Genomic DNA, 20,566 nt, shown 5'->3' on the forward strand with positions numbered 1-20,566 from the left:
AAGCGGTTTGGCGGGCCAGGGGCGGTGCGGCGATAGTTCAGCGGTGGACAACGCCGTGACGCCCCGACTACGCCGCCCCGTCTGGGCCGGCCGCAACTACACCCTGCTGACCGCGGCCGCGGTCGTCACCAACCTGGGCAGCCACGGCGCCCTGATCGCCGCGGCCTTCGCGGTCCTCGACGCCGGAGGCGACGGCGGTGACGTGGGGCTCGTCGCCATGGCCCGTACGATCCCGCTCGTCGTCTTCCTGCTCATCGGCGGCGCCGTCGCCGACCGGCTGCCGCGGCACCGTGTGATGGTCGCCGCCAACACCCTCAACTGCCTTTCCCAGGCGGCGTTCGCGGTCCTGGTCCTCGCCGGGGAACCGCAGCTGTGGCAGATGATGCTGCTCACCGCGCTCGGCGGTACGGGCCAGGCGTTCTTCAGCCCGGCCGCCGAGGGCATGCTGCTCTCCAGCGTCACCGGGGACCAGGCGAGCCGCGCGTTCGCCCTCTTCCGGATGGCCATGCACGGCGCCGCGATCGGCGGAGCGGCGCTCGGCGGCGCCCTGATCGCGGCGATCGGGCCCGGTTGGGTGCTCGCCGTGGACGCGGTCGCGTTCGCGCTCGCCGGTGCGCTGCGCGCGTTCCTGCGGGTGACCGACGTGCCCGAGCGCGCGCCCGGCGGCGGGATGCTCGCCGATCTGCGGGACGGCTGGCGGGAGGTGATCGGCCGCCCCTGGCTGTGGACGATCGTCGTCCAGTTCTCCGTGGTGGTGGCGGTGATCGGCGCTGCCGAGGCGGTCTACGGCCCGCTGGTCGCCCGGGACTCGCTCGGGGGTGCGGCGCCCTGGGGCCTCGCCCTGAGCGCGTTCGGCGTGGGCACCATCGCGGGCGCGTTCCTGATGATGCGGTGGAAGCCGCGGCGGCTGCTGCTCGCCGGTTCGCTGTGCGTGTTCCCGCTCGCGCTGCCTTCGGCGGCGCTGGCGGTGCCGGTCCAACTCCCGCTGCTCGCCGCCGCGATGTTCGTCAGCGGCGTCGCCATCGAGGTGTTCGGCGTCTCGTGGATGACGGCCCTGCACCAGGAGATCCCCGAGGACAAGTTCTCCCGGGTCTCCGCGTACGACTGGTTCGGCTCCGTCTCCCTCGTCCCCCTGGCCACCGCGCTCGCGGGCCCGGCCGAGACGGCCTTCGGCCGGGGCACCGCGCTGTGGGGCTGCGCGCTGCTCGTCGTGCTGATGACGGCGGCGGTCCTGTGCGTCCCGGACGTACGCCGCCTCACGCGGCGCACCGAGGAGAGGGTGGCGGGCTCCGGTCCGGCCGGGACGGAGGTCTCAGCCGACGCTGAAGGTGCCGCCGGGCGGCTCGGGTGAGGCCACGGCGTCCTGCTCGGCCACGGGGCGCGCGTCCCCGACGAACCGCCGCAGCGCCGCGCCGCTGGTGACACGCGCCGGGAACACGTCACCGGCGGTACGCCGCGCGAGGGCGGCGGTGTCCGGTTCGCGGTGCGCGGCGACGAGAACCGCGTTGCCGAAGCGCCGACCGCGCAGCACGGCGGGTTCGGCGATGAGCAGCAGCTCCTCGAACACCGCCCGGAACGTGGCGAGTTGGGAGCGCAGGAAGGTGAACGGGGCGCTGTCGGGGAGGTTGGCGAGGTAGATCCCGCCGGGCCGAAGCACGCGCTCGGCCTGGCGCGCGTAGTCGAGGGTGGTCAGGTGCGCGGGCACCCGCGAGCCGCCGAAGACGTCCCCGACGACGATGTCCGCGCTGTCGTCCGGCGCCGCCTCCAGCCAGGCGCGGGCGTCGGCGCGATGCGTACGGATCCCGGAGCCCGCGGGCACCGGCAGCACTTCGTCGATCAGCCGGGCCAGACCCCGGTCGGCCTCGACGACGTCCTGCGCCGAACCGGGCCGGGTCGCGGCGAGGTAGCGTGGCAGCGTGAGGGCACCCCCGCCGAGGTGCACGACATCGAGGGGCCGCCCCTCGTCCGCGGCGAGATCGAGTACGTGCGCGAGCCTGCGGGCGTACTCGAACTCCAGGTACGTGGGCTCGTCCAGATCCACGTACGACTGCGGCGCACCGTCGACGGTCAGCAGCCAGGCCCGAGGGCGGTCGACGTCCGGCAGCAGCTTGGCGGTGCCGTGGTCCACGGGGCGGGTGACGGGGATCGGCTCGTCCGCCGGGGGTGTCGATGCGTCCACGGGGTCATTGTGCCGGGGGCCGAGGAGGCCATTTCCCCTCCCCGCTCAAAATTGAGCCCCTCCGGCGATTGAGGAGCGGGGGTCCGGGGCGGAGCCCCCGAAGCTCCGCAGGATTTCGGGAAGGGGCAGGGAGGGGATCAACTCAGCCACACCCGCTCCACCTCCCCCACACAAGAACCCGCCTGCGCCAACCCCGCCCGCGCCGCAGGCGCCCTGCGGGCCGGGTCCAGGGTCCGGCGCCCGAACGCACGGCGCGCCTCCGCGTTCGGCGTGATCACCGACACCTGCGCACCCCCCGCTGCCAAACGGTCCGCCTGACGCCGCGGCGAGGGCAACGGCCCGCCTCCGGCCGGCTGCGGGGCGAGGATCACCACCCGCGCGTACCCGGCGGCCAACTGCACGTTGGCGCAGGAGTGGATCCCGCCGTCGATCCACTTGCGCCCCTCGATCGTGACGGCAGGCCACACCCCGGGCACCGCACAGCTCGCCGCGACGGCGTCCACGACCGGCACCCCGCTGGACGCGTCGAAGGCGCGCAACTCCCCGGTGGCCGCGTCGACCGCGGTGACGAGCAGACGCCGCTCGGGCCAGCTGTGGGAGACGAGGCGCCGCGCGATCACCTCGCGCCGCGACGCCTCGTCCCCCGTATCGGCGGCCACGGCGAGCGCGCCGAGCTTCCTGCCGTACGCCTCCGGGGTGCGTGAACCGAGTACGGCGCGGGCGTACTTGAGGACGAGCCCCGCGCCCAGCTGGCCGGGGATCTCCCCTGCGGGATCGGCGAGTTGGCGCTCGTACAGCTCGGGCAGCGTCAGCTTGCCGGAGGTGAGCTGGGCGCCGACGACGGACCCTGCGGAGGAGCCGACGACCAGGTCGGCGTCGCTGAGGTCCACGCCCGCCTCGGCGAGGCCGTGGAGCACGCCGATCTCCCAGCCGACGCCGGTGAGTCCACCCGCTCCGAGCACCAGTGCCGTCCGCGCCATGACCGCCGCCCCTCCGCCGTACCGCCGTACCGCCGTGACCGCCGTGCCGGTGCACGGCTCGCAGGGGCAGCAGTGTGGCGCACGGCGCCGCGCCAGGTCGCACCGGGATCAGGCTCCGACGTTCTTGAGCGCCTCCCGCACCGACAGCGGCGCGAGCCGGTCGGCGTGGTCGGCGACGAAGGCACGGACGGCGTCCGGGTCCGTCTTCGCGTACTCCCGCAGGCACCAGCCGACCGCCTTGCGGATGAAGAGGTCGGGGTGGCCGGACTGGCGCAGGCAGTAGCCGAAGAGGCGTCCGGTGTCGGTGGCGTCCTTGAAGCGCAGCTGGTGCAGGAGTGCCGTACGGGCCACCCACCGGTCGTCGTCCTCGATCCAGCAGTCCATGTCCCGCCCGAGCCCCGGGTCGGCCGCGACGAGCCCGCCCACCACATGCGCGGCGAGGAGGTCCACGGTGTCCCACCACGGGAGGGTCGTCACGAGATGCCGGGCGACGGGCAGGAACGCGGACGAGCAGGCGCTCACGTACCGCCGCAGGTAGTCCACGGCGAAGTAGTGGTACTCCCGTTCCGGCAGCCGCCAGCAGCGCAGCGCGACCGCCGCGCAGTCCGCCTCGTCCGGCCGTGGCAGCCCGGCGAGCACAGCGCGGGACAGGGCGCGCCGCTCGGTCGACATGATCCCGAGGAACGGCGCGACGCCCTTCATGTACGCGGCCATCTCCACGGCACGCTCCGCGTCGGCGCCCCCGGGGTAGGTGACGACCAGTCGCGCGAGCATCTCGTCGGCGAGCTCACTGGCGGGAACCGCGGGCGCCCCGGGGGACGTGGCGGACTCGGCGAACTCGGCGAACTCGGCGAACTCGGCAAACTCGGCGAACTCGGCAAACTCGGCGAACTCGGCGGAGCCGGACGGCACTGTGGCGCACATGAGACGCACGATACGGCGATCACACATATGTGTCGGTTAGTCTCCCCGGATGTTCGATCCCGTGCCGCGGCCCGCGGCCGCCGCCCCCGAGGCCTTCGCCGTGCGCCTCGGCCGCGCGCTGCTCGCCCCGTGGTCCCGGTTCGCCCTGCTCGTCGTGTTGCTCGCGGCGGCCGGCACGAGCGTTCTCGTTCTTGAACCGCAGCGGCTCATCGCGGACGGCTGGCCGGTGCGGCTGAACGGCGCGACGGCGGTGGTCGTCTTCGCGGTCGCGTACGGACTGTGCACCGCCGCGTTCGTGCCCCGGCCGCTGCTCAACCTGGCGGCGGGTGCCCTGTTCGGTACGCAGGCGGGGCTTGCCGGGGCGATCGCGGGCACGGTCATCGGCGCGGGTATCGCCTTCGGCCTCGGCCGGGTGCTCGGCCAGGACGCCCTGCGACCGCTGTTGCGCGGCCGCGTCGCGCACGCGGTGGACGGCCAGCTCAGCAGGCACGGCTTCCGCTCGATACTGGCGGCGCGGCTCTTTCCCGGGGTGCCGTTCTGGGCCTCCAACTACTGCGCGGCGATCTCCCGGATGGGCTGGTTCCCGTTCCTCCTCGCCACCGGCCTCGGCTCGATCCCGAACACGGCGGCGTACGTGGTGGCGGGCAGCCGCGCGAGTACGCCGACCTCCCCCGCCTTCCTCGTCGCGATGGGCTTCATCGCCCTGTCCGGTCTCGCCGCGGCGATCGTCGCCTGGTGCAAGCGCCACAAGCTGCGCGGCGACAGCGCCGCGGGGTGACGGCCGACCGCGCCCCCGGCGCTTGACCGTCACAACCCCTGGGCGAGCCCCCGAACGGCTGCCGCTACGCTTCCCCTGAACAACGGCGACGATCACAGAGCCAGATGCCTAAGCCGACACCTCGACCGTCCATCCACTCAGGGGTCCTGACCTGCCAGTTCGCTGGTCAGTCCATGATCAGTACGCGAATGGCCTAGCACCCACATGTCTTGGTTCGAATCCTTCATCCTCGGACTCGTGCAGGGGCTCACCGAGTTCCTCCCCATCTCATCCAGCGCCCATCTGCGGCTCACGGCGGCCTTCGCGGGCTGGCACGACCCGGGCGCCGCGTTCACGGCCATCACGCAGATCGGCACGGAGACCGCGGTCCTCATCTACTTCCGCAAGGACATCGTCAGGATCGTCTCGGCCTGGTTCCGCTCGCTCACCGACAAGGAGATGCGCGGCGACCACGACGCCCAGATGGGCTGGCTGGTGATCGTCGGCTCGATCCCGATCGGCGTCCTCGGCCTCACCCTCAAGGAACAGATCGAGGGCCCGTTCCGCGATCTGCGGCTGATCGCGACCATGCTGATCGTCGTCGGCATCGTCATCGGCATCGCCGACCGCGTCGCCGCGCGCGACGAAGCGGGCGGCCGCCACCGCGCCACCCGCGAGCGCAAGACCCTCAGGGAACTCGGCGTACGCGACGGCCTGATCTTCGGCGTCTGCCAGGCCATGGCCCTGATCCCCGGCGTCTCCCGCTCCGGCGCGACCATCAGCGGCGGCCTGTTCATGGGCTACACCCGTGAGGCGGCGGCCCGGTACTCCTTCCTGCTCGCCATCCCGGCGGTGCTCGCCTCGGGGGCGTACGAGCTGAAGGACGCGGGTGAGGGCCATGTCTCCTGGGGGCCGACGATCTTCGCGACGATCATCGCCTTCATCGTGGGCTACGCGGTGATCGCCTGGTTCATGAAGTTCATCACCACGAAGTCCTTCATGCCCTTCGTCTACTACCGCGTCGTCCTCGGCATCGCCCTGTTCATCCTCGTGGGCATGGGTGTGCTGAGCCCGCACGCGGGAGAGTCCGCGGGCTGACACCCCTGATCGTCGGCACCGCTCAGGAGCGGGACTTCAGCTCTGCGGCGGGCCTTCCTGCCCCCTGTCCTGGTCCGAGCCCATCTGTCCCCTGAGCTTTTCCTGGGCGGTGTCGACCTGGCTGCTGTACTTGCCCTGGGTCTTCTCGTCGACGTAGTCACCGGCCTTGTCGACGCCCTTGCCGGCCTGGTCCTCGTGGCCCTTGAGCATCTGCTTGAGCTTGTCCATCACAGACATGGCAGCCCTTCCTGCTTGGCTTTCTCGGGTCCCTCCAGCATCGCGGACCTGTGCTCGGGGTGCATCCGCTGACGCGATACACCGGCTCCGCCGCAGCTCAGGGGCGCTGGTCAGGCGGTGCGAAATCCAGCTGCCCGGTGCCCGCACCTGTCCGTAGCGTGCGGCCATGAGAATCATGCGGAGCCATCTCATCTGCCTCGGCTGCCGGCACGCGTTCAAGAAGGCGTCTCCGGTGCCGGTTCCCTGCCCCACCTGCCGGGTGCCGATGATCGACGCCGGTGAGCAGCTGGCCGTACCGCCGCGTCGGGACCTGGACGGCTGGTACGCGAACGCCAAGAGGTCGCCGACCGGACCGGCCGTCCCCTCGCGGAAGTTCTCGCCGACCCCGACCCCTGGACCGAAGAAGGGCAAGGGTGAACACCGGCGACTTCCACGCATATTGCCGTGGGTGTGACCGGATAGGCACAGAAGTCGCGCTCAGGGCACGGTCGTTGTCATACCCAGGCCCTAGACTCTTTCACATGATCGCCACTTCGCCCGATGGTGCCCCGTGGTCCGCCGACCAGTTGAACGAGCGGATACGCGGCCTGATGCTCTGCTCCGGCGGGCGGTTGAGCGATGAACAGCGTGCTGAGTACCAGGTCCTCGTGGTCGCCTGGTCAGCGGCCATTCGTGAAGAGGTAGTGAAGGTGGCCTGACCGGCAGGCGACCAGCGCCGGTCCGCGCACGCCCCTTGGCCTGGCGGCTCCGGGCGACAACACTGAATCGATGACGCAGCGCGTGGACCTCGCAGCCGTGATGGACCGGCTGGCCATCGACACCCTCATCACCGACTACGCCGCGGCCGTCGACGACGGCGACTGGCTCGCGTACCGCGGCCTCTTCACCCCCGACGGCCGGGCCGACTACAGCTCCGCGGGCGGCATCGAAGGCGCCGCCGACGAGGTCGCCGAATGGCTGGCCGGCACCCTCCAGCTCTTCCCGATGCGCCAGCATCTGATCGTCAACCGCAGACTCCGCTTCGGCCCGCTCGAAGGGGACGTGGGCGACACCGCCCAGGTGCGGGCCGACTACACCAACCCGATGCGCACCCGGCCCGACGGCGGCGCCCCGGACTTCGAGTGCGGCGGGCGGTACACGTTCTCCGTCCTGCGCACCCGCGTCGGCTGGCGCGTCACCAAGGTCGTCGTACGCGAGAAGTGGCGCCGTACGGCGATCGAGGGGCCGGACCCGGAGGAGGGTCGGGAGCGGCCTCCCGCCCCGCGCAGGCACCCCGACGGCTCCTGACCTCGCCCTCCGCGACCGAGCCGGTACGCCACGCGCCACGCCCCCTGTCGAAGATCGCGAAGCGGGCGCACACTGGACGTACGTACGCACGGGACCGTACGCACCGGACGTCCGGTGCCGAGGGAGGCACGGCATGGAGCTGACCGGCCGGTCGACCGGCGTACTGCGCAGGGTCGGCTTCCGGGACGGTGGCCCGAAGGGCCTGTCGCGGCCCCGGCACCCCGGAGGCGATGCCCGGACGCGCGGCCCGGGCCGGAGCGGGCCCGGCGGGCGGCTGCTCGACTCCCGCTGGGGGCGTGGCGCCCTCGCCGTCCTCGCGGGCGCGCTGCCCGCGCTCGCCTTTCCGGAACCGTCCTGGTGGTGGTTCGCGTACGTCACGCTCGTGCCCTGGCTGCTGCTCGTCCGCTCGGCGCCGACGGCGCGCAGAGCGGTGTACGACGGCTGGCTCGGCGGGGCCGGGTTCATGCTGGCGGTGCACCACTGGCTGCTGCCGAGTCTGCATGTCTTCACGTTCGTGATCGCCGTGCTGCTCGGCGCGCTGTGGGCCCCCTGGGGGCTGCTCGTACGGCGTCTGCTCGGCGGTTCGCCCGCGCCGCGGCGGGTCGCGGCGGCTCTGGTGCTTGTGCCCAGTGCGTGGTTGATGGTCGAACTGGTGCGGTCCTGGGAGGGGTTGGGCGGTCCGTGGGGGCTGCTCGGGTCGAGCCAGTGGCAGGTCGAGCCCGCGCTCCGGGTCGCCTCGGTGGGCGGGGTGTGGCTGGTGAGCCTGCTTGTCGTCGCCGTGAACACCGCGTTCGCCGTGCTGATCGCGGTGGAACGGGCGCGGGTCGCGGCGGTGGCCGGAGCGGTGGCCGTGGCCGTCGTCGCCTCCGCGGCCTGGGCGTGGGCACCCCGCCCCCAGGCGGCGGGTTCGGCGCGGGTCGCCGTCGTGCAGCCCGGCGTGATCGACGGCGTGGGCAGCGTCGCGAAGCGCTTCGCGCGCGAGGAGGCGCTGACCCGCACGGTGGCGGGGCGCGGCGTCGACCTGGTCGTGTGGGGCGAGAGCAGCGTCGGGTACGACCTGGACGAGCGGCCCGACCTCGCGGCACGCCTGGGGCAGCTGTCCCGTGAGGTCGGCGCGCAGATCCTGGTGAACGTCGACGCGCGCCGCTCCGACAAGCCCGGAATCTTCAAGTCCGCGATCCTCGTGGGGCCCGAGGGCCCGACTGGCGAGCGCTACGACAAGATGCGGCTGGTGCCGTTCGGCGAGTACGTACCGGCGCGTGCTCTGCTCGGCTGGGCCACCTCGGTCGGCGAGGCCGCGGGCGAGGACCGCAGACGCGGCGAGGCCCCCGCGATCCTGCCGGTGACCGGCAACGCGGACGCCTCGGGCGCCCGGGCCTGGGGGAAGGTCGGGCCGCTGGTGTGCTTCGAGTCGGCGTTCCCCGACATGAGCCGCCATCTGACGCGCTCGGGTGCGCAGTTGCTGCTGGCCCAGTCGGCGACGTCCACGTTCCAGGACAGTTGGGCGCCCGCCCAGCACGCCTCGCTCGCCGCCGTACGCGCCGCCGAGAACGGCCGCCCGATGGTGCACGCCACGCTCACCGGCGTCTCCGCGGTCCACGGCCCGGACGGCGCACGCGTGGGCACCGCCCTGGGTACGGAGGAGAGCACGGCCCGGACGTACGACGTCCCGCTGGCCACCGGCACGACGCTGTACGTCCGCTTCGGCGACTGGGCGGTGTACGGAGCGGTCCTCGCGCTGGCCCTGCTGTGCGGCTGGGAGGCAGCCCGCGCCCTCAGGCGCCGCTAGGCCTGTCCGTAAAGTCCCGCCTGCCCGGCCCTCCCTCAGGCGCCGGGCGCCCCCGCGGCTCCCGCGGTTCCCGCCAGGGAGTCCCGTACCACCCTTTCGCAGAGCTCGTGCGTCGCCAGCGCGTCCCGGGCGCTGACCACCCGGCCCGCGCGGACCTCGTCGAGGAAGGCGTGCACCGACTGCTCGATGCCGCGCTGGCGGGCGACCGGGACCCAGTCGCCGCGTCGGCGGATCGTCGGCTGGCCCTTGTGGTCGATGACCTCGGCGAGGTTGCGCACCTCGCGCTTGGTGTCCTGGCCCGAGACCTCGAGGATCTCCTCGGTGGACCCGCTGAGCCGGTTCATGATGCCGAGCGCCGTGAACCCGTCACCGGCGAGCTGCAGCACCACGTGGTGCATCAGACCGTCCCGTACGCGGGCGCGCACGGAGATGTCGTCGACCGGTCCCGGCGCGAGGAACCGCAGGGTGTCGACGACGTGGATGAAGTCGTCGAGCACCAGCGTGCGCGGATCCTCGGGCAGTCCGACCCGGTTCTTCTGCATCACGATCAGCTCGCGCGGATGCTCGGCGCACTGCGCGTACCCGGGCGCGAGGCGGCGGTTGAAGCCCACGGCGAGGCTGACGTTCCGCTCCTCGGCGAGCGCCACGAGCCGCTCGGACTCGGCGAGTTCGTACGCGAGCGGCTTGTCGACATACGTCGGCACGCCCGCGTCGAGCAGCCGCGTGACGATGTCGGGGTGCGCCACCGTCGGCGCGTGCACGAAGGCCGCGTCGAGGCCCTGGGCGAGGAGCCCGTCGAGGTCGGCGTGGCACTGCTCGACCGGCACGCGGTGCGCGGCGGCGACGCGTTCGAGCGTGGCGGGCGTGCGGGTCTGCAGATGCAGCTCCGCCCCGGGGAGGGCGCCGAGGACCGGCAGATAGGCCTTCTGCGCGATGTCGCCGAGCCCGATGCAGCCGACCTTCACGTACGTACTCCCTGAGGTTCGCGGTGGTGCGAGCGCCGCTCGCGGTGCGGAATGCCCGGAAGCATACGTGCCGCTCGGGGCGGAGGGCAGGGCGGAGGCCACGGCGCGGGGCGCGGCGCGGGGCGCGGCGCGGCGCGGGGCGCGGGGCGCGGCCGGTCAACTCCGGGGCCGGGACGCCTCCGTGCGCTCAGCACCGGCCCGCGGGTCCTGCGGCGGGTGCCAGTCCATGATGCCGTCGAGGGTGCGCAGGACGAGGTTCGGTCCGGCCTTGTTCACGCCCGCGATCAGCGCGTTCCGCAGCAGCGTCGCCGTGCGGCCGCAGGGTGTGGTGTTGATACGGCCCATGCGGTACGCCTTGGCGACGATGCCCATCGTGCGCGGCAGCCGCTCCGCCGAGTACGCGGCGAGGGCCGGGCCCGGATCCCGGTCCGGGTCGACGTGGTGGGCGAGGACCACCGCGTCCTCGATGGCCTGGTTGCCGCCCTGTCCGAGGCTCGGCGTCATGGCGTGCGCGGCGTCGCCGAGCAGCGCGACCCGGCCCTTGTGGTAGGCGGGGAGCGCGTGGCGCGTGTAGTACACGTCGTGCCGCAGGATCTGCTCGGGCGTCACGCTGTCGAGGATCTCCGGGATCGGCTCGTGCCAGTGCCCGAACCTCCGTATCAGCTCCGCCCGTTCGCCGCCGGGCGCCTTCCACCCGGCGGGCACTCCGGCCGCCGCGTACGCGTACGCCGTACCGTCCTTCATCAGGTGCGAACCCCACAACTCGCCCCGCCCCCAGGTCTCGTGCGAGCCGAAGTGCCGCTCGGGTGCGGGCACGACGACCCGCCAGGTGGTGAACCCCGCGTACGTCGGACCGGGGTGCCCGGGGAACAGCGCCTTGCGCACGACCGAGTTGATGCCGTCGGCGCCGACGACCAGCTCGGCCTCCAGGTCCCCCGCGTCGCACGTCACCGTGGCGGGTCGGCCGGGTCCGCCCGGGTCGGCGAGGCGCGCGGCCAGGCCGGTGCGGACGGTGCCGTCCGGCAGCCGGGAGCGGAGCACGTCGACCAGGGTGGCGCGGTGCAGCAGCACGAGCGAGCCGCCGAACCGCTCGGCGATGGCCTCGCTGCTGGTACGGGAGAGCCAGCGGCCGCTGGGCGTCCGCAGTCCGCCGTCGCGCTGCCAGGCGGCGAGCGCCCGGATCTCGTCGCCGAGTCCGACGACGTCGAGGGCGCGCTGGGCGTTGGGCGCGAGGGAGATCCCGGCGCCCACGGGCTCAAGGGCGGGCGAGCGCTCCAGAACGGTCACCGCCCAGCCCTGCTGATGCAGCACGGCGGCCGCGGTGAGACCGCCTACGCCGCCTCCGATCACGATGGCACGGGCCATGACGACTCCTCCTCTTCCCGTTCTCTTCCCGGAACTACAGCTGTAGTGGGGTACGCGGACGACGTTACTACAGGTGTAGTCGTACGGGATAGGGTGGCCCCATGCCTGAACGCCCCTCCGCTTCCCCTCGCGGCCCTTCCTCCTCCCGGGCCGAGCTGATCGCCGACACCGCGATCACCCTGCTCGCCGAGCGCGGCATGCGAGGCCTCACCCACCGCGCGGTCGACGAGGCGGCGGGGCTGCCGCAGGGCTCCACCTCCAATCACGCGCGCACCCGGCTCGCCCTCCTGGAGGCCACCGTGCGACGGCAGGCGGAACGCGAGGCGCGGACGCTGATGCCGACGCAGATGCCCGACCCCGAGGGCGGCACCGAGGCGCTGGCCGACACCCTCGCCCTCGCCCTGCACCGCGCCCTCACCGAGCACCGCCAACTCACCGTCTCCCGCTACGAGTTGGCCCTCGAAGCGACCCGCCGCCCGGAACTGCGCGCGTTCTACGACCAGCAGGGCGCGCAGTTCCGCGCCATGGTCGAGTCCCTGCTGACAGCGGCCGGTTCCCCCGCCCCACGCCGCCACACCCTGTCCCTCGTGGCCTGGAGCGAGGGCCTGATGTTCTCCTGCGCGGCCGGCTCGTACCACGCGGAGGTCCCGTCCCGCGACGAACTACGGTCGGGCTTCCGGGAGTTGCTGGGCGGGATGCTGGGGTGTGGTGAGCGCGCGTAGGGGGCTTCGGTGACTTCGGTGCCACGGCTCGCGGGGAAACGTCCGGGACGCAGGTGGAACGGCCCGGCGGGCGCGGCACCGTCGTCCGTGTCGATGGCCGTACTGGGTGTGCTCCTGACTGTCGCCGCCACGGCACTGCTCGCCGCGTTCCCCCAGGGCCCGGCCACGTTCATGGCTGTGGCGGTGACCGGCGCGGCGGGACTGGTGACGATCGGCACGCTGAGCGCCCTGCTGACGGCCGCCTACGTCCTGCCCACTCTCGCCCTCGGCCACTGGCTGGCACGGCGCACCGGGCACGGCGAGCTCGGCGGCAGGCGGCCCTGGCGATGGGTGGTCGCGGGCACCACGCTCGGGCTGCTCCCCACGGCTGTTCTGCCCACGCTGGCGCGGCCTCTGATCGCCGGAGGCCCGGACTCGCGTCAGGTCATCGGGGAGGGGCTGGTATTCGCGGCCGCTCTCTGGGCGACCTCGACTCCGGCCGCGCTCGCCGCCCACACGACCCTGCGGCGCGAGGCCGCGGAACGGCCGATCCGGCCTGTCGGCGCCATCCTCCTCGGCGGCGTGCTGGTGCTCTCGGTCGAGCTGACGGTTCTCGCGGCGACCCTCTGAGCCGTCACCGCGCCCCCCCACCCCGCCAGACACCGGCGGCCGCGTTCACACGTGCGGGGCAATCTCCTCTCGATCTCTCGCTCAAGAGGCCGTCCGCACACCAGAGTTGCGCAGATGCACCGAACGAGGACCGCAGCGGCCCTGCTCATCGCCATGACCGCCTCGGCCGTCAGCGGCTGTGTCTCCGTGGGCGGGGCGGACGCGCCGCACTCCCGGTCCGACGCATCCGAGTCCGAGCCCGAGCCCGCCCCGCAGGCCCGTGGCGACGCCGAGCCTCGCCTGGTTACCGCACCGGCCCATGAGGCGCTACGGATGATGAAGCCGGACGCCCCCAGGTCCAAGGACGCCCTGCGCCGGCCCGAGCAGCCGAAGCGCGACCGCGCCCCAGGAGCCGGGGCCACCCAGGCCACCCAGCCCGACCAGCCCGACCAGCCCCGACAGCAGCACACCGGCGGAACCAACGCCTCCGGCCCCGCCGACGGCTCCCCCCTCCGCGGCGCCCCCGTACCCCCCGAGTCGATGCTGCCCGAGGCCGACCTCTGCGGGCTAGGCGAGCGCTACGGGCGGTGGGAACCGGACAGTCCGCAGGCGCGCATCTGCCGGGAGAAGTACGGGAGTTGAGCCGCCTGGGCCGGGCCGGTGAGGTCGCCTACTCCTCCCGGCGCGGCGGACCCACCGGCCCGCCGTCCCCGCCCTCCCCGAGCCGCAGCTCCAGGCGTTCGATCGCGGCGCGGATGCCGTTGCCGTAGGCGTCGTCACCGAGGGTGCCGATGGCTCCGCGGGCGCGGCGGATGTGGGCGCGGGCCTCGTCCTCGCGGTGGAGCTTCACGTAATCCGCCGCGAGGTTGAGGTGCAACGACGGGTAGAACGCGCGCACTTCGAGCGATCTGTGGTGCTGCCCGACGCGCTCGTCCGTCAGGACGTCCGCGGCCGTGAGCGCCCGCAGGTCCCAGGCGAGTTCATCGGCCGGGTCGTCCTGGGTGTCCGCCATGTAGTGCGCGATCGTGACGCGGTGCAGCGGGTCGCCGTGCTCCCCGATCTCCGTCCAGAGCTCGAGGAGGCGATTGCGCGCCTCCTCGCGGTCGCCCGCGCGATGCAGCATGACTGCTTGCCCCGCCCGTGCCATCACGGCGTCCTCGGACGACTGGTCCTGCTGCTCCGCCATGCGTTCTCCCGACTCGTACGACCATCTGCGAACACCACCGACGCTATCCGCCGCCACTGACAATCCGGCTCAGGCGCGGGCGCTCAGGAGACGGAGTCGGCCAGGTCCGGGATGCGCCAGTCGATGGGCGTGTGGCCCTGGGCGGCGACCGCCTTGTCGATCTGCGTGAAGGGCTGGGAGCCGAAGAACTTCTTCGCGGAGAGCGGCGAGGGGTGGGCGCCCTTCACGACGATGTGCCGCTCGGTGTCGATGAGCGGGAGCTTCTTCTGGGCGTAGTTCCCCCACAGCACGAAGACCGCCGGGTCGGGGCGGGAGGCGACCGCGCGGATCACGGCGTCCGTGAACTTCTCCCAGCCCTTGCCCTTGTGCGAGTTGGCCTCGCCCGCGCGGACCGTGAGCACGGCGTTCAGGAGCAGCACGCCCTGCCGGGCCCAGGGCATCAGATAGCCGTTGTCCGGGACGGGGGTGCCGAGCTCGGCCTGCATCTCCTTGTAGATGTTGCGCAGGGAGGGCGGGGTCTTCACGCCAGGGCGGACCGAGAAGCACAGGCCGTGGCCCTGGCCCTCGCCGTGGTACGGGTCCTGGCCGAGGACGAGCACCTTCACCGCGTCGTACGGCGTGGCCTCCAGGGCGGCGAAGACCTGCTCGCGGGGCGGGTAGACGGGGCCCTTCGCGCGCTCCTCCTCGACGAACTCGGTGAGCTCCTTGAAGTAGGGCTTCTCCAGCTCCTCGCCGAGAACCTCGCGCCAGGACGCGGGGATCAGGGCTGCGGTGGTCGGGTCCGTCACGTGAACAACCTCCAGTGTGCGGTCACTTCTCACCCTCGAACCTACCGGCGACCACTGACAACGCCGAAGGGCGGCCGGAGTTCCGGCCGCCCTTCGGGGTCGTGCGGTGCGATCACTCGGACCGGCGCCTACCAGCTGGTCTTCCGGCTCAGCTCCCACATAGTCATGATCGTCGAGGGGTCGAGGGCACGCTCGCCGCCGGCGATCTCCTCGGAGGCGGCGACGTACTGCTTGCCCTGCCACAGCGGCAGCAGCCGGACGTCCTCGACGAGGATCTCCTGCGCCTTCTCGAACTCCTCGGCCACGGCGCCGCGGTCCGTCTCACGGCGCGACTGGGGCAGCAGCTGGTCGGTGATGCGCGGGCTGGCGTACGGGATGCCCAGGTTGTTGCGCTCGCCGACGAACGGCGCGATGAAGTTCTCCGGGTCCGGGAAGTCGGGGAACCAGCCGCGGCCGAAGACCGGGTACTCGCCGCTGCGGAAGCCCTTCTCGAACTCCTTCCAGGGGCGGCCCTTGACCGTCACATCGAAGAGACCGGACGCGTTCAGCTGGCGCTTGATCTCCTCGAACTCCGGCTTGGTGACCGAGCCGTAGCGGTCCGTGGTGTACCAGAGGGTCAGCGGGACCGGCTCCGTGATGCCCGCTTCGGTGAGGATCTTCTCCGCCTTGGAGGGGCTGGGCTTCCCGTACGTGTCGAAGAAGCCCGTGGTGTGGCCCGCGAGGCCGGTCGGAACCATCGAGTAGAGCGGTTCGACGGTGTCCTTGTAGATGTTGTGCACGATCGCGCCGCGGTCGATGACCTGGGCGAAGGCCTCGCGCACGGCGGGGTTCTTCGCCCACCGGTCCTTGGGGTTGAACACCAGGAAGCGGGTCTCGGTGCCGGCGCCCTCGACGAGCTGGAGCTTGTTCTCACCGGCGGCGGTGCCCTGGAGGTCGACGATGTCCTGCGAGGTCAGACCGCGGAACGTGACGTCGATGTCGTGCTTCTTGAGGGCCTTCACCATGGCGCCGGAATCCTGGAAGTACCGGATGGTGACGGCGTTGTTCTTGTGCTCGGCGAAGCCCTTGTAGTTCGGGTTCCTGGTGAGTTCGGCGGTCTTGTCGGCCTCGTACGAATCGAGTTGGTACGGGCCGGAACCGACGATGCTGCCCTTCTTGCGGAGCGAGTTCGCCGGGTACTCCTGCGGGTCCACGATCGACATGGCCGGGGTAGCGAGGACGAACGGGAAGGTCGCGTCGGCCTTCTTGAGGTGGAAGGTGACGTCGCGGTCGCCGTCGGTCGTGACGCGATCGAGGCTGCCGAGCAGACCCGCGGGGCCGCCCTCGACACCGATCTTGCCGATCCGGTCGATGGAGTGCTTCACGGCCTTGGCGTCGAGCGGGTCGCCGTCGGAGAACTTCAGGCCCTCGCGCAGCTTGCAGTGGTACGCGGTGTTCGACTCGTCGGTGAACTCGCAGGCCTCGGCGGCGTCCGGCTCGGGCGTCGCGGCGCCGGTCGGGTAGCTGACCAGCGTCTGGTAGACGTTCCGGTACAGCTCCCAGGATCCGTCCCAGGCCGCGGCGGGGTCGAGGGTGCTGGGCGCACTGGTGGTGCCGACGACGATGGGCTTTTCCTCGTCGGTACTTTCGGAAGTGAAGACACCGCATCCCGCGAGCAGGGATATGGACGCAAGAGTCGCAGCGGCCTGCAGACTTCGGGTCCGGTTGAACACGCGCACGCTCCTCGATCAACCACGCCAGGGGGTTGGCGCACCTTACCGCAGTGCCCTGCCGGGCCAACGTTCAGGCCGGACAGGGCACTTGATGTACTGAGTCATCACATTCAGCCGGTACGCGGGCTACGTACCGGCTTGGGCGTTTGGTCAGCCGACGCCCGCATTGAGGAAGATGCCGCCGTCCACGACGAGCGTCTGCCCGGTGACCCAGTCCGACTGGTCCGAGGTGAGGAACGCGGCGGCCCCGCCGATGTCCGCCGGTACGCCGAGGCGGCCCAGCGGGTAGGCGGAGACGACCTCCTCCTCGCGGCCCTCGTACAGCGCCTTGGCGAACTTGGTCTTCACCACGGCGGGCGCGATGGCGTTGACCCGCACCTTGGGCGCGAACTCGTGCGCCAGCTGCAGCGTCAGGTTGACCATCGCGGCTTTGCTCATGCCGTACGCGCCGACGAACGGGGAGGCCGAGACGCCGGCGACGGAGGCGATGTTGACGATCGCGCCGCCGTTCTCGGACTGCCAGGCCTTCCAGGTCCGCTGGGCGAAGCCGAGTGCCGAGATCACGTTGGTCTCGAAGACCTTGCGCGCGACGTTCAGGTCCATGTCGGCCATCGGCCCGAACACCGGGTTCGTACCGGCGTTGTTGACCAGGAAGTCGACCCGGCCGAAGGCCTCCATGGCGCGCTCCACGGCGACGGCCTGGTGGGCCTCGTCGTGCGCCTTGCCCGCGACGCCGATGACCCGGTCGGCGCCGAGCTGCTCGACGGCCTCCTTGAGCGCGTCCTCGTTGCGTCCCGTGATGCAGACCCGGTCGCCGCGGGCGACGAGCGCCTCGGCGATGCCGTATCCGATGCCGCGGCTCGCGCCGGTGACGAGGGCCGCGCGGCCGCTGTCCTGCACGGTCATGTTGCTGTCCTTTGCGTCTGTCGGGGTGCGGCCGGTCAGTTGAGCGGGCCGCCGGCGACGTACATGACCTGGCCGGAGACAAAGCCCGCCGCGTCGCCGGTGAAGAAGGCGATGGCGTTGGCGATGTCGTCCGGGCGGCCGACGCGCTGGACCGGGATCTGGGTGGCGGCCGCGGCCTGGAAGTCCTCGAAGCCCATGCCGACGCGCTCGGCGGTGGCCTTGGTCATCTCGGTGACGATGAAGCCGGGGGCGACGGAGTTGGCGGTGATGCCGAACTTGCCGAGCTCCTTGGCGAGGGTCTTGGTGAAGCCCTGCAGGCCGGCCTTGGCCGCCGAGTAGTTGACCTGGCCGCGGTTGCCGAGCGCGGAGGAGCTGGACAGGTTGACGATCCGGCCGAAGCCCGCGTCCACCATGTGCTTCTGGCAGGCCTTCGACATCAAGAAGGCGCCGCGCAGGTGCACGTTCATGACCGTGTCCCAGTCGGAGGCGCTCATCTTGAAGAGCAGGTTGTCGCGGAGCACGCCCGCGTTGTTGACGAGGACCGTGGGAGCGCCGAGCTCGTCCGCGATCCGGGCCACGGCGGCCTCGACCTGCGCCTCGTCGGAGACGTCGCAGCCGACGGCGATCGCCTTGCCGCCGGCGGCCTGGATCTGCTGGACGGTGTCCTTGCAGGCGGCCTCGTCGAGGTCGATGACGGCGACGGCGCGGCCCTCGGCGGCCAGTCGGATCGCGGTGGCGGCGCCGATGCCGCGCGCGGCTCCGGTGACTACGGCGACGCGCTGCTCGGTGGTGGACATGCTGGTTCTCCCTCGCCCTTGGAATGCGGCTCTCGCGGCGCTCCCGCCAGGACCTTCCCCAGGCCGGTGAGCGACCGCTTAGTACCTACGCATCCGTGACGCTAGAAGCCCTGGCACCCGGTGTCAACGGCCCACCGCGGTCCAGGGCTTCCCGAGGGACGGAGTTCAGCCTCGGGCTCAGCGCACGAGGAGGTCCAGGAGCCGCTCCACCTCGGCCTCCGGGTCGGCCGTCAGACCGGAGTGCACGGGGCCCGGCTGGACCACCGTGGAGCGGGGCGCGATCAGCCAGCGGAAGCGCCGGCCGACGTCGTCCCGCGCCGCCTGGCCCGCGTCCTCGCCGCCCCGGCAGACGCCCTCGACGGCGCGCAGCGCGGCCCGTACGCCCGCGACGTCCGCGGCCGGGTCGAGCGCGGTCAGCTTGCGCTCGTCGAGGTGGGTGCGGGCGGCCACGAAGGACTTGGCGCGGCAGTAGACCACCACGCCCGCGTTGAACTGCTCGCCGCGCTCCACGCGCGGGACCACCCGCAGCAGCGCGTACTCGAACACATCGCGCTCGCTCATTGGCCCGCGCCCTTCTTGTCCTTGGTGGGGTGCGGCCACGGGGTGAGGTGGTCGGTGAGCCACCCCGGCGCGTTGGACTGCTTGCGCTCGACGCGCGGGCCGAGGGTGATCCGCTCGGCGAGGCCCCGCACGCGCGCGTGCAGCACGTCGACGTAGGCGCGGCGCAGCTCGTCCGGGCTGTCGAAGCCGGGCTCGTCGACCAGCCACTCGTCGGGGACGTCGGCGGCGACCTCGGTGAGGAGTTCCTCCGTCACGCGCGGGGCGAGTTCGGCGGTGGCCGCGGCGATGTCCGGGCCGAAGGGCGCGAGCGTGTGGTCGGAGGCGTCGTACGGCTTCGCGGCCGCGGCCTGGGCGGTGCGCCAGTTGTGGTGCCAGATCATGCTCGCGCCGTGGTCGATCAGCCACAGGCCGCCGTGCCACACCAGCATGTTCGGGTTGCGCCAGGAGCGGTCGACGTTGTTGATCAGCGCGTCGAACCAGACCACGCGCCCCGCCTCGACGGCGCTCACCTCGTACGCGAGCGGGTCGAAGCCGAGGGAGCCCGGCAGGTAGTCCATGCCGAGGTTGAGGCCGCCGCTGGCCTTGAGCAGCTCCTGCACCTCCTGGTCGGGCTCGGCCAGGCCGATCACGGGGTCGAGCTGGATCTGCACGAGGTCGGGCACCCGCAGCCCGAGCCGACGCGCCAGCTGCCCGCAGACGACCTCCGCGACGAGCGTCTTGCGGCCCTGTCCGGCCCCGGTGAATTTCATGACGTACGTCCCGAGATCGTCGGCCTCGACGATGCCGGGCAGCGAGCCGCCCTCCCTCAGGGGTGTGACATAGCGAGTCGCAACGACTTCTGTAAGCATTTCTCGAGGTTATCCGGCCGATCTCACCTTTGGATCCTCGGTCGGTTCAACGACGTCGCTCAGTCGGCCGACCCACCCGATCGTCCTCGGGGAGAATCTGGGGAGCCCTCGCCTCACATCCGGTCACCGCGCATCCAGGCTCGGCCGGCCTCTACTGCGGCACCCCGACTGGGCTGTCCGCCCGGCTGTGGTCGGGAGGCCATTCCCATGTGGGCACGACGGCACCGCTTTCAGAAATCCCTCCGTCAGATCGTTATGCGCGGCGCTTGGGCGGATTCGGTAACTGTTTCATGCACCTCTGCAAGGGCACCCCGAGAGGGCAGGGTGGGCGCAGGGCCGGAGGAGAGTGCGATGTTGATTCCGAACAAGGCCGATGTCGCTCGCGCGCTTATGGAATACCGAAAATCCGTATGGCTGTTCCAGAGGAATTCAGGAGAGCCCGGCGCGCTCGCCCGTATGGACAGCGACGGCTACACGTTGTGTGTGCTCATGGGTGAGCGGCAGGTTGATCAAGCCGTAGCTGCGGCGGAGGCCTATCTGCACGACGAGCCGAATCGAGCCCTCTCCCGCTCGACCGATTCAGGAGCATGAGCGATGACGACACCCGACCCTGACCCGGAACGCACACCAGGGCTCGAACCAGGAGGCAAAGTGCCGCCTGGTGAAACACCACCCGCCGAGGGCGGCACTTCTGGCATTTCACATCCGGAGCCGCCTGAACTGCGCAAGGGGTGGGGGGCGATGCCACTGGTCTTGATCATGGTGGTCGTCGCCTTGGTCGCTATCGGTCTGATTGCGATGGTCGTGGCGCTGTAGACCGTGATGGGAGTGGCTGGCGGCGCCATCCCTTTCTCAGTGGAATGGCACGCCCTGCCCC

The 20,566-nt window shown here is 71.8% G+C and carries 25 protein-coding genes; 12 read left to right on the forward strand and 13 right to left on the reverse strand.

All coding sequences use genetic code 11. The features are described from left to right. Positions 1-43 precede the first annotated feature (43 nt). The gene (locus QIT00_RS07205; protein ID WP_282534261.1) at positions 44-1,351 is read left to right on the forward strand and encodes an MFS transporter; all 1,308 of its coding nucleotides are present in this window, start codon (positions 44-46) and stop codon (positions 1,349-1,351) included. Here the strand turns inward: QIT00_RS07205 and QIT00_RS07210 are convergent. The 3 genes from QIT00_RS07210 to QIT00_RS07220 all read right to left on the reverse strand — a co-directional run bounded on the left by QIT00_RS07210 (position 1,313) and on the right by QIT00_RS07220 (position 3,933). Continuing rightward, complete coding sequence (locus tag QIT00_RS07210) at positions 1,313-2,179, reverse strand: spermidine synthase (RefSeq protein WP_282534262.1); 867 nt, start codon at positions 2,177-2,179, stop codon at positions 1,313-1,315. The genes QIT00_RS07205 and QIT00_RS07210 overlap by 39 nt on opposite strands. A gap of 137 nt (positions 2,180-2,316) precedes the next feature. Then, positions 2,317-3,159: a patatin-like phospholipase family protein gene (locus tag QIT00_RS07215; RefSeq protein WP_282534263.1), complete on the reverse strand. Its 843-nt coding sequence runs from the start codon at positions 3,157-3,159 to the stop codon at positions 2,317-2,319. A gap of 108 nt (positions 3,160-3,267) precedes the next feature. Beyond that, on the reverse strand, positions 3,268-3,933 hold the full coding sequence (locus QIT00_RS07220) for a DNA alkylation repair protein (protein WP_282534305.1): 666 nt from the start codon (positions 3,931-3,933) through the stop codon (positions 3,268-3,270). Positions 3,934-4,132: 199 nt separating this feature from the next. Between QIT00_RS07220 and QIT00_RS07225 the strand changes: the two genes are divergently transcribed. Together QIT00_RS07225 and QIT00_RS07230 are read left to right on the forward strand one after the other, a co-directional pair. Further along, positions 4,133-4,861 (forward strand): TVP38/TMEM64 family protein, encoded by a 729-nt coding sequence (locus tag QIT00_RS07225; RefSeq protein ID WP_282534264.1) that lies wholly within the window; start codon positions 4,133-4,135, stop codon positions 4,859-4,861. A gap of 204 nt (positions 4,862-5,065) precedes the next feature. Further along, positions 5,066-5,938, forward strand: a complete 873-nt coding sequence (locus tag QIT00_RS07230) for an undecaprenyl-diphosphate phosphatase (RefSeq protein WP_282534265.1) — start codon at positions 5,066-5,068, stop codon at positions 5,936-5,938. A 36-nt stretch (positions 5,939-5,974) separates the two neighbouring features. Here QIT00_RS07230 and QIT00_RS07235 read toward each other — a convergent pair whose 3' ends face one another. Beyond that, complete coding sequence (locus QIT00_RS07235; RefSeq protein ID WP_282534266.1) at positions 5,975-6,175, reverse strand: antitoxin; 201 nt, start codon at positions 6,173-6,175, stop codon at positions 5,975-5,977. 166 nt (positions 6,176-6,341) lie between these two features. On the opposite strand from QIT00_RS07235, the gene QIT00_RS07240 reads away from it, so the two are divergent. The 4 genes from QIT00_RS07240 (at position 6,342) to lnt (ending at position 9,251) form a co-directional block, all read left to right on the forward strand. Beyond that, positions 6,342-6,629 carry a hypothetical protein gene (locus QIT00_RS07240; protein WP_282534267.1) on the forward strand — a complete coding sequence of 96 codons (288 nt, stop codon included), beginning with the start codon at positions 6,342-6,344 and terminating at the stop codon, positions 6,627-6,629. 67 nt (positions 6,630-6,696) lie between these two features. Beyond that, positions 6,697-6,873, forward strand: a complete 177-nt coding sequence (locus QIT00_RS07245) for a hypothetical protein (RefSeq protein WP_282534268.1) — start codon at positions 6,697-6,699, stop codon at positions 6,871-6,873. Positions 6,874-6,943: 70 nt separating this feature from the next. Beyond that, positions 6,944-7,462, forward strand: coding sequence for a nuclear transport factor 2 family protein (locus QIT00_RS07250; RefSeq protein WP_282534269.1), 519 nt, complete (start codon positions 6,944-6,946; stop codon positions 7,460-7,462). A gap of 133 nt (positions 7,463-7,595) precedes the next feature. Continuing rightward, a complete protein-coding gene (lnt, locus tag QIT00_RS07255) occupies positions 7,596-9,251 on the forward strand; it encodes an apolipoprotein N-acyltransferase (RefSeq protein ID WP_282534270.1) in 1,656 nt (551 codons plus the stop codon). 35 nt (positions 9,252-9,286) lie between these two features. On the opposite strand, the gene QIT00_RS07260 is transcribed toward lnt, so the two are convergent. Together QIT00_RS07260 and QIT00_RS07265 are read right to left on the reverse strand one after the other, a co-directional pair. After that, on the reverse strand, positions 9,287-10,216 hold the full coding sequence (locus QIT00_RS07260) for a Gfo/Idh/MocA family protein (protein ID WP_282534271.1): 930 nt from the start codon (positions 10,214-10,216) through the stop codon (positions 9,287-9,289). 156 nt (positions 10,217-10,372) lie between these two features. Beyond that, entirely contained in the window at positions 10,373-11,581 is a 1,209-nt protein-coding gene (locus QIT00_RS07265) for an FAD-dependent monooxygenase (protein ID WP_282534272.1), read from the reverse strand. A gap of 101 nt (positions 11,582-11,682) precedes the next feature. Between QIT00_RS07265 and QIT00_RS07270 the strand changes: the two genes are divergently transcribed. The 3 genes from QIT00_RS07270 (at position 11,683) to QIT00_RS07280 (ending at position 13,533) form a co-directional block, all read left to right on the forward strand. After that, positions 11,683-12,303 carry a TetR/AcrR family transcriptional regulator gene (locus QIT00_RS07270; RefSeq protein ID WP_282534273.1) on the forward strand — a complete coding sequence of 207 codons (621 nt, stop codon included), beginning with the start codon at positions 11,683-11,685 and terminating at the stop codon, positions 12,301-12,303. Positions 12,304-12,312: 9 nt separating this feature from the next. Continuing rightward, entirely contained in the window at positions 12,313-12,912 is a 600-nt protein-coding gene (locus QIT00_RS07275; RefSeq protein WP_282534274.1) for a hypothetical protein, read from the forward strand. Between the two features lie 114 nt (positions 12,913-13,026). After that, positions 13,027-13,533 carry a hypothetical protein gene (locus tag QIT00_RS07280; protein WP_282534275.1) on the forward strand — a complete coding sequence of 169 codons (507 nt, stop codon included), beginning with the start codon at positions 13,027-13,029 and terminating at the stop codon, positions 13,531-13,533. 28 nt (positions 13,534-13,561) lie between these two features. Here the strand turns inward: QIT00_RS07280 and QIT00_RS07285 are convergent, their stop codons facing one another. The 7 genes from QIT00_RS07285 to QIT00_RS07315 all read right to left on the reverse strand — a co-directional run bounded on the left by QIT00_RS07285 (position 13,562) and on the right by QIT00_RS07315 (position 19,689). Then, positions 13,562-14,077: a hypothetical protein gene (locus tag QIT00_RS07285; protein ID WP_282534276.1), complete on the reverse strand. Its 516-nt coding sequence runs from the start codon at positions 14,075-14,077 to the stop codon at positions 13,562-13,564. A gap of 83 nt (positions 14,078-14,160) precedes the next feature. After that, positions 14,161-14,865, reverse strand: coding sequence for a uracil-DNA glycosylase (gene ung / locus QIT00_RS07290; protein WP_282534277.1), 705 nt, complete (start codon positions 14,863-14,865; stop codon positions 14,161-14,163). 128 nt (positions 14,866-14,993) lie between these two features. Continuing rightward, positions 14,994-16,577 (reverse strand): ABC transporter substrate-binding protein, encoded by a 1,584-nt coding sequence (locus QIT00_RS07295; RefSeq protein ID WP_282534278.1) that lies wholly within the window; start codon positions 16,575-16,577, stop codon positions 14,994-14,996. A gap of 150 nt (positions 16,578-16,727) precedes the next feature. Then, positions 16,728-17,483: an SDR family oxidoreductase gene (locus tag QIT00_RS07300; RefSeq protein WP_282534279.1), complete on the reverse strand. Its 756-nt coding sequence runs from the start codon at positions 17,481-17,483 to the stop codon at positions 16,728-16,730. 35 nt (positions 17,484-17,518) lie between these two features. Next, positions 17,519-18,280: a 3-oxoacyl-ACP reductase FabG gene (gene fabG / locus QIT00_RS07305; RefSeq protein WP_282534280.1), complete on the reverse strand. Its 762-nt coding sequence runs from the start codon at positions 18,278-18,280 to the stop codon at positions 17,519-17,521. Positions 18,281-18,457: 177 nt separating this feature from the next. Beyond that, positions 18,458-18,841 carry a DUF3037 domain-containing protein gene (locus QIT00_RS07310; RefSeq protein ID WP_282534281.1) on the reverse strand — a complete coding sequence of 128 codons (384 nt, stop codon included), beginning with the start codon at positions 18,839-18,841 and terminating at the stop codon, positions 18,458-18,460. After that, positions 18,838-19,689 (reverse strand): HipA family kinase, encoded by an 852-nt coding sequence (locus tag QIT00_RS07315; RefSeq protein ID WP_282534282.1) that lies wholly within the window; start codon positions 19,687-19,689, stop codon positions 18,838-18,840. Before QIT00_RS07315 ends, QIT00_RS07310 begins: the two co-directional genes overlap by 4 nt. Before the next feature lie 351 nt (positions 19,690-20,040). Between QIT00_RS07315 and QIT00_RS07320 the strand changes: the two genes are divergently transcribed. Beyond that, complete coding sequence (locus tag QIT00_RS07320) at positions 20,041-20,280, forward strand: DUF5133 domain-containing protein (RefSeq protein ID WP_282534283.1); 240 nt, start codon at positions 20,041-20,043, stop codon at positions 20,278-20,280. Between the two features lie 3 nt (positions 20,281-20,283). After that, positions 20,284-20,505 carry a DUF6480 family protein gene (locus QIT00_RS07325; RefSeq protein WP_282534284.1) on the forward strand — a complete coding sequence of 74 codons (222 nt, stop codon included), beginning with the start codon at positions 20,284-20,286 and terminating at the stop codon, positions 20,503-20,505. The last annotated feature ends 61 nt before the right edge of the window (positions 20,506-20,566 follow it).

The organism is Streptomyces luteolus, assembly GCF_029968015.1.
GTDB lineage: Bacteria > Actinomycetota > Actinomycetes > Streptomycetales > Streptomycetaceae > Streptomyces > Streptomyces luteolus.